This is a genomic window from Paenibacillus sp. Paensp111 (genome assembly GCF_059492195.1).
The window spans coordinates 2119325-2132668 of the sequence record NZ_CP168527.1 but is presented as its reverse complement, the minus strand read 5'-3'; the positions used below and the strand labels follow the sequence as shown (position 1 = coordinate 2132668).

Annotated in this window: 12 protein-coding genes; 1 reads left to right on the top strand and 11 read right to left on the bottom strand. The window is 46.7% G+C overall.

Going from position 1 to position 13344, the window contains the following annotated elements:
- Nucleotides 1-4: 4 nt before the first annotated feature.
- From ACEN86_RS09890 to metH, 9 genes are all read right to left on the bottom strand, one after another.
- Nucleotides 5-925, bottom strand: a complete 921-nt coding sequence (locus ACEN86_RS09890) for an SAF domain-containing protein (protein WP_495634100.1) — start codon at nucleotides 923-925, stop codon at nucleotides 5-7.
- Nucleotides 925-2439: a protein kinase domain-containing protein gene (locus ACEN86_RS09885; protein ID WP_495634099.1), complete on the bottom strand. Its 1515-nt coding sequence runs from the start codon at nucleotides 2437-2439 to the stop codon at nucleotides 925-927. Before ACEN86_RS09885 ends, ACEN86_RS09890 begins: the two co-directional genes overlap by 1 nt.
- A gap of 187 nt (nucleotides 2440-2626) precedes the next feature.
- Complete coding sequence (locus ACEN86_RS09880) at nucleotides 2627-3691, bottom strand: SAM-dependent methyltransferase (RefSeq protein ID WP_495634098.1); 1065 nt, start codon at nucleotides 3689-3691, stop codon at nucleotides 2627-2629.
- Nucleotides 3692-3742: 51 nt separating this feature from the next.
- Nucleotides 3743-4093, bottom strand: a complete 351-nt coding sequence (locus ACEN86_RS09875) for a cyclic-phosphate processing receiver domain-containing protein (RefSeq protein WP_495634097.1) — start codon at nucleotides 4091-4093, stop codon at nucleotides 3743-3745.
- Nucleotides 4094-4126: 33 nt separating this feature from the next.
- Complete coding sequence (locus ACEN86_RS09870; RefSeq protein ID WP_495634096.1) at nucleotides 4127-4981, bottom strand: deoxyribonuclease IV; 855 nt, start codon at nucleotides 4979-4981, stop codon at nucleotides 4127-4129.
- Nucleotides 4971-5786 carry an Fpg/Nei family DNA glycosylase gene (locus ACEN86_RS09865; protein ID WP_495634095.1) on the bottom strand — a complete coding sequence of 272 codons (816 nt, stop codon included), beginning with the start codon at nucleotides 5784-5786 and terminating at the stop codon, nucleotides 4971-4973. Before ACEN86_RS09865 ends, ACEN86_RS09870 begins: the two co-directional genes overlap by 11 nt.
- 28 nt (nucleotides 5787-5814) lie before the next feature.
- Complete coding sequence (locus tag ACEN86_RS09860) at nucleotides 5815-6606, bottom strand: TIGR01457 family HAD-type hydrolase (RefSeq protein WP_495634094.1); 792 nt, start codon at nucleotides 6604-6606, stop codon at nucleotides 5815-5817.
- 221 nt (nucleotides 6607-6827) lie between these two features.
- The gene (rnz, locus tag ACEN86_RS09855) at nucleotides 6828-7760 is read right to left on the bottom strand and encodes a ribonuclease Z (RefSeq protein ID WP_495634267.1); all 933 of its coding nucleotides are present in this window, start codon (nucleotides 7758-7760) and stop codon (nucleotides 6828-6830) included.
- A 97-nt stretch (nucleotides 7761-7857) separates the two neighbouring features.
- Nucleotides 7858-11298 carry a methionine synthase gene (metH, locus tag ACEN86_RS09850; RefSeq protein WP_495634093.1) on the bottom strand — a complete coding sequence of 1147 codons (3441 nt, stop codon included), beginning with the start codon at nucleotides 11296-11298 and terminating at the stop codon, nucleotides 7858-7860.
- A gap of 192 nt (nucleotides 11299-11490) precedes the next feature.
- Between metH and ACEN86_RS09845 the strand changes: the two genes are divergently transcribed.
- A complete protein-coding gene (locus ACEN86_RS09845) occupies nucleotides 11491-12033 on the top strand; it encodes an acireductone dioxygenase (protein ID WP_495634092.1) in 543 nt (180 codons plus the stop codon).
- 94 nt (nucleotides 12034-12127) lie between these two features.
- Here ACEN86_RS09845 and ACEN86_RS09840 read toward each other — a convergent pair whose 3' ends face one another.
- Nucleotides 12128-12526 (bottom strand): FixH family protein, encoded by a 399-nt coding sequence (locus tag ACEN86_RS09840; RefSeq protein WP_495634091.1) that lies wholly within the window; start codon nucleotides 12524-12526, stop codon nucleotides 12128-12130.
- On the bottom strand, nucleotides 12523-13329 hold the full coding sequence (locus ACEN86_RS09835; protein ID WP_495634090.1) for an HAD family hydrolase: 807 nt from the start codon (nucleotides 13327-13329) through the stop codon (nucleotides 12523-12525). Before ACEN86_RS09835 ends, ACEN86_RS09840 begins: the two co-directional genes overlap by 4 nt.
- Between the last annotated feature and the right edge of the window lie 15 nt (nucleotides 13330-13344).

Here is a 13344-nt window from a genome sequence, read left to right as displayed (position 1 = left end):
ATCCTTATGGTCCAGTCTTAGATACTGCATTGTCAGCTTCACCTGACTGATTTCCCTGTGCAGTTTTCTGTGCAGCATGTAAATATTCAACCTGCTTACCTTCAAAATCTGAAGAAGACTCCGGTGTTAAGGAGCTTAGGTCCTTCTCCAGCAGTGCCCTTGAAGTGTGGCTCAGTCCCTGTTCTGCTCGCTTTAGAATATTAGGATCTTTAGAAATCAGCTTGAGTACCTGGTCATTGGCCGGGTAGGTGGGTATAGCAGACAGTTGAAGCTCCGGCTCAACATAGGTAAGTGCATATATAGAAGCTTTATGTAAATAGGCGTCAACCACAGCGCTGGATAGGGACAAGATCTCCGGTTCAGTTAAGGTCAAGGTTAAAGTGGATGCCTGCAGGTCCTTCACTTTCTTCTTCGATAAAATAATGTAGTCCTGACCTGTAGGGAACTGAATTCGCACATCAATAACATCTTTAGATTTGAGAGCGGCTGGGATCTTTACAAAGCTGATCTCACGATTACGTAAATCATTAGTCGTTGCTTCTTCTTCATAGAGAAGTGCTTCAGTAACCAAGGTGTTCGGCTTCAGTCTAATCTTCGTAAGCATTCCTACAATATCGTCTCTTGCTGTAATAAGATCACTTGGAACTCGGTCAGATGGGAAATCCTTTTGTACGAGATCAGAAGATTTCAATTTCTCACCTGCCTCAATTAGTCGGGCTGCTACCCAGCCTTGAGTAATTTGGGTGGTTCCGACCGCCTTCAGCCGGTTAATCTCGGATTCATACCTTTGTTCCAAGGCTTGCTCAGACTTCTTAATATGCTCCTGATTCACAATCAAATAAATGATGAACATAATCCCGACAATCCCTGCACCCGCCACCGCTGAATAAATCATGTATCTGGTTCTCTGTCTTAGCTTCAACATTACACTCCTCCTCCCCATCTTCTCTTAAATCCGAACTTGAAAAAACACGACGGCTGATCATTGCTGATAAGAGATCTACACACATTTTCCACCGCTGTAACGGTCTCGTGAGCAGGATGGAACGGATCCGTTTCATGCGGGAAAGGGAGCAATCTGGATGTCCTGAGCTTCCTACGAAGATGCTGTATGACAGGCAATGGAGCCGAAGGGATTGTATAGATCCATTTACTACTTGAATATGAAGCTGACATCCGGCAAAAGGATACGATATCCTGAAATCTCCATTCTGCTCCCGAGCCCACCACAAGCGAAATATCCGCCCGAACAAACTCCTCAAAAGTATCCTTGCTGCGGTCGCTTCCCAAATCAAGAATAACCAGCCCACCCTCACCAGAGATCAAATCCAGCATCTCCATCCTGGTTGGCCTCCGGAAATAGTGAACTCCCTCGATCGTAAAGTTCCTCTCCGCAGATCCTGACCCAGCTCCTTTAGCTTTAAAAGCTGCCGACTGTAATCTGGAGAATGAGCAAGACTTGTCAGTGAGCTCAAGCAATGTGACTTTTTTAAAATGATTCGTTAAAGAATAAGCCAGCATAATGGCCGTATGTGTAGTTCCAACACCTCCAGATACCCCGATTACGGCGATCACCTTCGTTCTGGCCGATTCAGTCTGCTCAATTGGCTTCTTGGCGGCAGCCGGTTGTTTGAATTCCGGCAGGAGTGCATTTCTGACTTCACTTACCGATGCATAGCGCTTCTCCGGCTCGTACTGCAGCAGCTTATGGATTACCTTCATCAACGCAGCTATGGTATTTTGGTCGCCATTAACTTTAATCAACTGATGGGCATCTGCCTTCCACTCACTGAGCTGCCCTCCGGTAATCAAATATAAGAGCAGCGCACCAAGTGAATACAGGTCCGTTCTTGCATCTGTCTGCTTGCCCCCATACTGTTCAGGTGCAGCAAAACCAACCGTGCCTAATTTCACCGTATCCTCCGGCTGATCTGACTTAAACTGTCTGGCTATGCCAAAATCAATGAACCGTATGCTGCCCGCCCGATCTACCATTAAATTTGCTGGCTTCAAATCCCTGTACACAATGGGTGGATCAAAGTTATGCAAATATTCCAGGCCTTCGCATACTTGTGCTGCCATATGGAGGATCATCTCCACTTTGGGCTCGCTAGTTAATCCCCTAATATAGTTCTCCATTGTCACACCCTCAATAAAATCCATAACCAGATAGGTATAACCCTCCTGATCGGGCGGGAAAAAGTCAACGATATGCGGCAACCGGGGATGATTAAGCCGAATCAGCAATTGAGCTTCTTCTTCTAACTTGGCATTCTGCTCGGCAATCGTAAAAGTCTCTTTAATCGCCCACTTCTTGTCCTGAAGCTTCAAGTCCGACGCACAGTATACATAGCTCATCCCCCCGCAGGCTATCCATTTCTCAATCCGATATCTGCCCCCAAGGATGGCTCCCGGCTCAAGCTTAGAAGGAAAATGCAATAGATCTTCTCCTTTCTTGACCAACACAAAAAAGGGAAAGCCCCAAGCTCCGGCGCGTTCGTAATCGAACGATACCGAAGACTTGGGATACTTTCCCTAAGCGGTCATTTGTATAATATTGGAATCATTATAGAGCATGTAAAGCGTGAAAGTAAAGCAAAAATTTAACATTAATTAGTTAATGGTATTAATATTTAATCATATACAAAGTTATTTCATCCCGATTGTGGAACAGCTGCTTTGCTCTCTGGATCTGCATATTGGCCTGATCAAACGTATCCATAACTTCTCGGATAAGCGCTAGCGGCTTCTTACTCAGCAGCTTCACAGTAACAATTGCCGTTCCTCCAGGTACAAGACTATACAGAAGGCCGGCAACCAACTTCGCGGTCAGCTTAGGACTCCAGCTCATATCACATACCAATAGATCGAACTGGTTCTCCTTAAACTTCACGCTGTCTGCATTTTTGTTCAAGTAAGTTAATCTATTCGATTCCATTAAAGAAGGATGCATCTTGGCAGGATCGACCGCGGTTACCCGAAGTCCACGTTCCAGCAGAAAGGACGTCCATCCCCCCGGCGCAGCTCCAATATCAAGAGCCTCTTCGAACGCAGCGAAATCAATACCAAATACGCGCTCAGCTTCAAGCAGCTTAAATTTGGCTCTGGAGATTTGACCTTCTTCCTTTTGAAACCTTACTGCGCCGCCGTTCCAGTCCGACAAATTGTCTTGAGGGGCAGAGATACCTGCATATAGCGCTGTATCTGTAGCCAGGACAGAGACCACCAATTCAGCATCCTTGACCACAAATTCATGCACAAGCTCTTTCATTCCTTCTTGAATCGTCTCCTTCAGGTCTGTGGAGGTTCCTTCCCAGGCATTATGACCGGCTTTACGCGCCTGAACGGTCACCTGAGCTCCGCGAAGCTCCGGTAAATGCTTAAGGCATGCAGATAATTGCAGCATTGCATTATCTTTGTCCTCATTCACTATGCCGATTTGATATTGGACCGGAAATACATGTCTCAGAAAGATCGGCTGCTCCGTACGCAGCCTCTCGATCGCCTCCTGGCTGGAGACATCCAGTGTCCCTAAGAAGATTTCACCCGGCAGGAGAACCGTACTTTTTACCGAACCGAATTTTCTTCTTAACTCTTCTTGGGCATAAGGGGCAAATCCGTGATTAGCCGTGCAAATAAACCTTGATGACACCCCTGGGAGTGTGTTCTCTAACTCATCTTGACTGTTCAAAAGCTCTTACCTCCAGTAAATTGCAGTGCGCCGCCAGGCAAATCCGGCAGCTTATTTTGTCTTCTTGGCCATATGATGAGCGATCTCATCCAGACGGTCAAAAGGTATCGGTCCGTTATGAAGAATGACATGGTCCGGCTTACAAGTGTAGAGCGTTTCATACATACTCATCTTCCCATGCAGACTTGAGGTATGAAGATAGATCTCGCGGGCGAACAGGCCTTCTCTTGCCATTACCGCCGCCACCTCACCCCCTGTCATTCCATCCGGTCCCATATCATAATCGAGTGAAAGGATATCAACCTGAGTTGTACGTAGTACCTCAATACACTCCTGACCGCTTCGTACCAAGGTGAACCCCGCAGGACAACGCCGCATATCATCCATATATAAGTGGATCACATTTGTTCTTCCTTTCCCCAGTTGCGTATTCAGCTAAGCTTCTGACCAACGTCTTACCTGCTCCATATCCCATGTATATGTACCGTCTTCCCCAGTCTCACTTTCGAGGATGAAGGCTTTATCTATAATCTCATCAGCCGCCAGCAGCTTTCTGAATCCTGCCTCGCCAATATATCCTTGGCCGACACGCTCATGTCGGTCCTTCCGTGAGCCATAAGGATACTTGGAGTCATTCAAATGTACAGCTACCACATGATCCCAGAAGCCGAGCTCAATCCCTTTGGTTAAAAATATGTCATCCTCAGCTCCTCCCCAGACTCCTGCACCAAACGCATGGCAGGTATCCAGGCAAAAGCCGATTTGCTCAGGTGTCTCGCACATATTTCGGATTTGAACCATTTCTTCCATTGTCATGCCCATGTCGCCATGATCGCCAGCCTGGTTCTCTATGAGCAGCTTGGCGCTGCCCTGCCAGCCACTTAGAATCTCATTTATACATTGTATAACATTTTTGTATCCCTGTAAGGGGTTACCTGCCCGATATGTTCCAAAATGAACGACGATACCAAGCGAACCACATGCGTCGGCAATATCCAGATCATTTTTCAAAGAATTCACAATTTTATGAAATGCATCAGGTTCATTGGCGGAATCAACAGCCAGATTACTAGGATAAGGCGTATGGGCAACCGACACAATCCCGTTCTCCTTACACAACTGCTTGCATTTCTCCGCATCACGCGGATCAAATTGCTTAATGGTTAGGCTTCTTGGATTCTTGGGAAAATACTGAAAAGCTCCTGCGCCCATATCTAAAGCCGTCTGTGCCGCATGGTAATACCCGCGGCGTATGCTAAGGTGACCACCAACCTTTAGCCTACCTGTCATGCTGGCATTTCGGACAGTAGAACATCTTTCTGCCGCCGATCTCGCTCTTCTCGATAACCCCGTCGCAGCGGATGCACCCTTCGCCCTCTCGATCATAGACCCGGCAGAGCTCATTGAAACCGCCTGTTAAGTTATCTTCTTTGGTTAGAGGCAGTTCCATATATCCTCCATGCTCTATAGCATGGTGAAATACGTTCCTTGCGGCTTGATAAAGGCCTGCAATCTCCTCTTCAGATAAGTTCTGAATTTTGGCTGATGGCCTCAGTCCAGCCTCGAAGGCGATCTCATCTGCATAACAGTTGCCAATCCCGGCAATGACATGCTGATTGACCAGCGTACTTTTGATTGCTCCCCGTCGTCTGCTGAGCAGCTGGACGAATTTATCCTGATTCATCTTCCGGTCCAGCAGTTCAGGTCCAAGATCCGATAAGAACTCATCCGTTTCTTTCGAGCTGTACAGATGCAGATATCCGAGCCTTAAGCCAATGAAATACAAGGTTTGATCTCCAAAGCTAAGTTCGACCTGCGTACTGCGGTTAGGCTTATCTTCCTCAGTTCCTAAATATAGAAGTCCTCCAAGCATTAAATGCAGCAGCAGACGGCGGCCGCTATCCAGATGGAAGAGCAAATGCTTCCCTCGGCGCTCAATGAAGATTACCCGGCGTCCGGTCACTTCCTGGATAAAGACTTCAGGTTCTTTATTGATTGACTTCTCCCTATTTATCACTACGTTCGTAATTGGTCGGTCAAGGATAAGCTGGGATAGTAGTATACGGTAATTGTCCATCTCCGGAAGTTCCGGCATAATGCATCTTCCCTTCGTCATTCACATCTCATTTTGTAATCAGCTGTTTGAGTTCATGGAGATCTGAGCAGATCATATCCGGCTTCACACCGGAGCTTGCCAGGAAATCATCCAAATTATCCTGCGTTGTAACGCCGGTTAAGGTAAGTATCGTTCCGCATCCTGCATTCACACCAGCAGAAATATCCGTATGCATATTATCCCCGATTACGGCTACTTCTTCCGCGCGCAGCCCGAGTCGATCTGTTGCGAATTTCATTAGTATCCCTGAAGGCTTGCCAATGACGATGGGCTCAGCACCGGTGGCCGCCTTGATCGCTGCCGATAGAGTCCCTGCTCCGGGAAGAAGGCCATCCTGAGAAGGTAATAACAAATCCGGATTTGTCAAAATATACTTGGCACCGCCAAGAATCAAGCGGGCTGCCTTAGTTAAGGTTTCGTATGTAAATGAGCGGTCAATGCCTTGCACTACATAGTCAGGACGTTCATGGGTAAGCTCTAATCCCGCCTGCTCCAATGCGTCTCTCAGCCCATGCTCCCCGATTGCGGCTACACGGCTGCCCGGAGACAATTCCGCGATATACTCCGCGGCTGCTACGGCTGAGGTACACACCTGGCTAGCATCCGCCGGTATTCCCATACCCTTTAAGTGCAGAGCTACATCCTCAGGTGTCCGGGATGAATTATTCGTAACAAACAAAAGTGGAATCCCCTTATCATTACACGCCCGAATCAGTTCGTCTGCTCCCGGGATCATGTGTGTTCCATGATACAGTGTCCCATCCAAATCGATCAAAAAAGCTTTCCAAGCCTCGTTCAAATCCGCTCTCTCCCTTAATTCAGTCCCGTTACTAATCTCATTGTAAAAGAAAGCAGCGGTGCGGGCAAATTCAATCATTTCCCGCTGACCGCATAAGTAATTATATATTTGCGTCGAACTCTATCGAAGGTTGAGACGATTTAAATTGGAACAGCGAAAAACTTTGCAGCCCGGTGTCATTTCCTGCGCTTTCCCGGAAAATAATTCTCTATATTTCCTGCCTATTGCTGTTCATCCCGGGTTATGGGAACAAGCTCATGTTCTTTTGCAAGCCTAGTGTTGGGAAATATCCTGCGCGCCTCATCCAGCAGCATCCCAAGCTGTTCATCGTCCTTATAACGGGAACTGAAGTGAGTCAGCACAAGTTCTTTGGCATTAGCGGCTGAAGCCGTCTCTGCAGCCTGAATCGCCGTACTATGATGGTAGTTATGCGCAGTCTCGGCGAGCTCGTGTAAAAAAGTAGCCTCATGAACAAGCAGATCAGCATCCTTGGCAAGCTGGACCGCTGCCGAGCAAGGCCTTGTGTCACCGAGGATGGTGATAACTCTGCCTTTCTTGGGAAGTCCAAGCACATCTCTGGCATGGACAATTCCAGATGCGGTATCGATACTCTCTCCCCTCTTCAGCTTGCCGTAAAGGGGACCGGGCTTCACACCGAGCTTTGCAAGCGCCTCAAAATCAAGCCGGCCAGGTTTATCGAGCTCCGTAACACGATATCCGTAACTATCAATGCGATGCTCGAGCAGAGCAGATTCCACACGAAACGTCTCATCTTCAAAAATTGTGCCCCCGCTATGCTCCTTCACAATTAGTTCATAATTTATGTGTGACTCACTGATTCCGAGGGACATCCTTACATACTGTTCAAGCCCTTTAGGTCCGTACAGGATAAGCGGAGTGTCTCCCCCTTGATAGGAACGGCTTGATAGCAAGCCCGGAAGACCAAATAAATGATCGCCATGCAGATGAGTTATGAAAATTTTCTCCAGCTTACTCAGTTTTAGAGGCGACTTCAGCACCTGATGCTGCGTGCCTTCACCACAATCAAATAGCCAAAGTGATCTTCTCTCCTCGAGCATTCGCAAGGCTAGAGAAGTGACATTTCGCTGCAGGGAAGGTACACCTGCATTGGTTCCCATGAAGTAGAGTTCCATCATCTCAACCTTCTTCCGCATTCTTGGTTAATTTCAAATGTAGCAAAAATCCCCCGTTACCCGGAGGATTTTGCGGCAACATCTATCTCATTGTAACTTAAGACTTCTCTACGTTGAAATATTGAGCTTCTGGGTGGGCAAATACAAGTGCGGATACAGATGCCTCTGGTTCCATCATGAACCCTTCCGTTAATTCCACACCAATATCCTCCGGTTTAAGAAGATCGAACAGCGGTTCTTGCAGCTCAAGATCCGGACATGCCGGATAACCGAAGGAGACGCGAATACCTTGATATCTTGCACCGTGACGCTGCTTCATCGTCATATCGGCCGGATCCGGGAAGCCCCAGCTATCTCTCATAATATGGTGAACCCGTTCCGCCAAGCCTTCAGCAATTTCAAGTGCAGTGGCTTGAACAACATGGGAACGAAGGTAATCGCCTTTCAGCTTCCATTCCTCGGACAATTTCCTTACTCCATGGCCAGCGGTAACCACCATAAAGCCGACATAATCCATAACTCCGCTCTCCACGGTCTTCAAGTAGTCGGATAAGCACAAATGAGGCTCGACTCTCTGACGTGGGAAGCTGAACGTTTTGAGAACCTTGCTGTGATCCTCAGGATCATAGATCAATATATCATTTCCGCTGGACTGAGCGGGGTAGAATCTATAAATGGCATGTGCCTGAATAATCTCGTTCGTCAGCGCCTCATGCAGTACTTGATCCACGGTTTCCTTCAGTTCAACGGCTTTAGGATCCTTCGATGCGAGCAGCTGCTCTACCGATCCTCTGAGCCCAAGATGGTGACCCAGGAGCATCTGCATATTAACATAAGGAATAATATGGCTGATTGGATAGTTCCTCATCACATGACGATCCAGATCTGGTGGAAGATATACTGGAGCATCCTGTGAAATATTGGAACGAACAGCACGGGTAAGCTCAGGTAATACGGTCTTAACAACCTCCTGCTCCCCTGCTTCCTTCTCCGCCTCAAATTCCAGACGCATCTTCTCCCTGGAGTTCGGATCCATAAGCTTGTTGGCCAAATCAAGGCCATCCATGGCATCCTTGGCATAGACGACAAGGCCATTATATTCAGGCCGAATCCGGGTCTTCGTGAACTTCCGGGTTAATGCTGCACCGCCTACCATGATCGGTACATCAATTCCGGCATTTCGTAAATCCTGGGCAGTCGATACCATCTGTTGAGCCGATTTAACCAGCAGTCCTGACAGGCCAATGGCATCGGCCTTTTGCTCACGGAATGCTTCTATAATACGTTCCGGTGGTACTTTTATACCCAAATTGACAATATCATAACCATTGTTGGAAAGGATGATTTCCACCAGGTTTTTACCAATATCATGGACATCGCCTTTAACCGTTGCAAGCATAATCCGGCCCTTAACTGAGGATTCATTCTTCTCCATAAAAGGCTCTAAATAAGCTACTGACGCCTTCATCACTTCAGCGCTCTGAAGAACCTCAGCAACGATTAGCTCATTGTTGTTAAACAGACGGCCGACTTCTTCCATTCCGGCCATAAGCGGACCATTAATTACTTCCAAAGCCGTATAACGGCCAAGAGCCTCATCCAAATCTGGAATCAGACCTTCTTTGGTCCCTTCTACCACATAAGAAGCAAGTCTCTCTTCAAGAGATAGATTGCTGATCTTCTCCTTCTTCTCGACCTTCTTATTACGGAATGCCGCAACGAAGGAGGCCAGTGTCTGATCATTAGTATTGTATATCAGTTCTTCGGCAAGCTTACGCTCTTCTTCCGGAATGGAAGCATAACGTTCGACCTTCTCGGTATTAACAATCGCATAGTCCAGACCAGCTTTGGTGCATTCATACAGGAACACAGAGTTCAGAACTTCACGTCCAGCTTCTGGAAGCCCGAATGATACGTTACTAATTCCGAGTACCGTGTGACATGCAGGCAGGGCTTCCTTGATCAGACGAATTCCCTCAATGGTCTCCTTGGCAGAGCCAATATACTGCTCGTCCCCGGTTCCTACAGGGAATACAAGTGGATCAAAAATAATATCTTCAGCATTCAGACCATACTTATTCACAAGCAGATCATGTGAGCGAATAGCTACTTCCAGCTTGTCCTCTCTAGTAATAGCTTGACCGCGTTCATCAATCGTACCCACTACAATAGCCGCACCATATTTGTGAATAATAGGTGTAACCAGCTCGAATTTTTCTTCACCATCTTCAAGGTTAATGGAGTTAATTATTGACTTACCCTGACAATATTTAAGTGCCAAATCAATAACTGCCGGATCTGTCGTATCAATCATCAGAGGAACCTTAACTTTCTTGACAACCAGTTCAAGGAACTTCTCAATGTCCTCTGTCTCATCCCGGTCAGGGTCCTGCACACAGACGTCAATAACCTGGGCACCGCCTTTTACCTGAGCACGGGCAATTTCCGAGGCCTCTTCATATTTCCCTTCAACGATTAACCGTTTGAACTTTCTGGACCCCAGAACATTCGTTCTCTCTCCAATCATGTAAGGGCGATTATCCGATTCAATATATACGGGTTCGATCCCCGAAATTGCCGGAGGATGGGTCACTTCATCCATCTTACGCGGCTCGTATTGATTCATCTTCTCAGCCATGGCCGAAATATGCTCAGGCGTTGTACCGCAGCAGCCACCTGCTATATTGAGCCATCCCTTCTCGGCAAAGGCTGCCATCTTGGTCGCCAAGGATTCGGGAGATTCATGATAATTCCCGTTCTCATCTGGAAGACCTGCATTGGGATAACAACTGATGGCCGTACTCGCCATATCCGAAAGTGTACGAATGTGATCGCGCATGAACTCTGGACCGGTCGCACAGTTGAGTCCGACAGACACGGGATTCAAATGCTCAAGAGATACATAGAATGCCTCAATGTTCTGCCCGGCAAGTGTAGTCCCCATCGGTTCAATTGTGCCGGAGATCATTAAAGGCAAAGTAATTCCTGTAGATTCAAATGCACGGCGAATAGCAATACTTCCCGCCTTAACATTAAGAGTATCCTGGGAAGTTTCTAACATCATGGCATCTACGCCGGCCTCAATCAGAGCAACCGCCTGCTCTTCATAACTTGCAATCAATTCGTCAAAAGTAACACCACCCGTTACCGAAAGCGTTTTGGTCGTCGGACCCATGGCGCCAACCGCATAACGTGGATGCTCGGGTGTAGAATATTTATTAACAGCATCAACCGCAAGCTTGGCCGCAGCCAAGTTAATCTCACGGGCTTTATCTTGAATATCGTACTCGGCCAGGACTACAGAAGCTCCCCCGAATGTATTCGTCTCAATTAAATCCGCTCCGGCTTCAAGATACTTCTCATGAATACGGGAGATGACATCAGGACGCGTAAGAACTAGCATCTCATTACAACCATCAAGCTCTTCTCCACCGAAATCTTCGGGTTTTAGCTCTTCTTGTTGAATCATGGTTCCCATGGCCCCGTCAAGAATCAATATTTTCTCTTTTAATCTGGATTGCAGACTTGGCTTAATCAAGATTTCATCCCCCCTGTAAAACGCTAAAATTAAGTTTATCAGAATCAGTCGCATTAGGAAAGGGATTGTATTCATTCCACTGTACGTGAAAACGCTTATCTCACATGACCTGCCGCCTTAAATAAGGGGTCGACACACCCTCATTAATCCTTTATAATTCTAACTATATATTATAGAAAGGGGAGTAATCCCATGGCGGAAATAAGAATTAGAAAAACGAACGAAATTATATCTGGCGAAGAAAATGTTCGCGATTTCCTTAATCAATTTGAGGTCATTTATGAACATTGGGATGTCAGCAAACTGCCGGCACATTTACAGGAGAACTTCTCTCTAACTGACGAGCAAAAGTCCGAAATTCTTGCAACATTCGACTCTGAGATCCAAGAGCTGGTTACACGCCGTGGCTACCGTACCTGGGATGTCATTACCCTTTCCGAAGCTACTCCTAATATTGAAGAATTGCTTGCTAAATTTGAGCAAATTCACACCCACACCGAGGATGAGATTCGGGCCATCGTTGGAGGCGCAGGAACATTCGTAATCAAAGGATCCGATGAAATTGGTTACTTTGATGTTAACCTCCTGCCAGGAGATCTTATCTCTGTTCCAGAGAACACAGTTCATTTCTTCACTTTGACTGATGACCGCAAGGTTGTGGCTATTCGCCTGTTCGTGGAAGAGAATGGCTGGATTGCTCATCCATTTGAAGATCCTTCCTTCCAAAAGGCTTAAGCTTACGCCAATCAAATGCATACAAAAAAGCTGTTCGCCTCATCCAAGATGAAGCAAACAGCTTTTTATTTTGGCAATATGGCCTGCCCCGTACTTATTTGACCTCAAAATCCGCTGATGGCATAGTATGCTGACTATCGGCGGTGACATGTGAAATGACATGATAAGAACCCGCTTCATCAAATGACTTGAGCATTATATACTTTCCATCCCCTGCTGAAGCAACCGTAATTTTGCTGTGCTTTTCCGAGCCTTCTCTCCAGATTTCAAAAGTAACTTCCTGGGCATTATCTACATTCGACTTGCCCTGGGTCACCTTGGCTTCGAAAGATACTTTCTGGTTCACTTTTGCAGTGACCGGGCTCACGGACAGCTTAACCTCGATCGGTATGGGCATCTCATTAGCCTCATGATGATCAGTATTCCCGCATCCTGACAGTAGTAGAACTAAGCTGATTAACGCTGAAGCAAATCCTAAGCGCCCTAAACTCAACCAGCTCTACCTCCTAGACTGTCAATAATCCCGTGTAGTTCATACAAATGCTTGATCTCATAATCAGGAATAATTTCGTCTGTGCGAGTCTTACCGTCGCGATTCACCCATACGGAATGGATGCCTGCACTTAATGCTCCCTTAATATCTGTAGTCAGCTTGTCCCCAACCATTAGAGCCTCAGAAGCCTTCACACCAAGCAGGGACAGAGCATGTTCAAAAATACTAGGGTCTGGTTTCCCTTTACCAAAGGAACCCGAAATCACGATTTCATTGAAGTAAGAAGCTAGCTCTGGAACACCATCCAGCTTCTCCTGTTGAAGTGCCGGACAACCATTCGTTAACAGCAAAAGCTTAACCTGACCCTTCAGATCATTAAGAATTTGAAAGGTTTCTTCATAAATATGCGGACGTGAGCGGCGTTCTGCACCGAATTGATCAGCAAGCTGTCCAGCGAGCTCCTCATTATTTACGCCCAGAGCAAGCAGTCCACGATTCCAAGATTCCTTGCGGTAGATTGGAGCCAGCTTTTCCATAGCGCGGAACTCAGGCTGTTCACCTGCATTGAAGTTCCCCCACAAACCTTCAAAGGGATTGATTCCGATCATTTTGGTGAAAGAGAAGGTCTCATACGATTCGTATAAAGCTCTTGCTTCCTTACGAACAGACTCTTCCAATGCCGAAGCATTGACCTCAGTAATTTCTGCTGCTGTTTTACATGTGAATTCGAAAGCTTCGGCTATGCTGCGCTCATCCCATAACAGTGTATCATCCAGATCAAAACAAACGGCCTTTATCGACATTGTGATTCCCCTTTA

Excerpts from the sequence above, each read along its gene's own strand:
- ACEN86_RS09890 (WP_495634100.1), bottom strand. The coding sequence starts at position 925 with ATGTTGAAGCTAAGACAGAGAACCAGATACATGATTTATTCAGCGGTG.
- ACEN86_RS09870 (WP_495634096.1), bottom strand. The coding sequence starts at position 4,981 with ATGACAGGTAGGCTAAAGGTTGGTGGTCACCTTAGCATACGCCGCGGG.
- ACEN86_RS09865 (WP_495634095.1), bottom strand. The coding sequence starts at position 5,786 with ATGCCGGAACTTCCGGAGATGGACAATTACCGTATACTACTATCCCAG.
- rnz (WP_495634267.1), bottom strand. The coding sequence starts at position 7,760 with ATGGAACTCTACTTCATGGGAACCAATGCAGGTGTACCTTCCCTGCAG.
- ACEN86_RS09845 (WP_495634092.1), top strand. The coding sequence starts at position 11,491 with ATGGCGGAAATAAGAATTAGAAAAACGAACGAAATTATATCTGGCGAA.
- ACEN86_RS09835 (WP_495634090.1), bottom strand. The coding sequence starts at position 13,329 with ATGTCGATAAAGGCCGTTTGTTTTGATCTGGATGATACACTGTTATGG.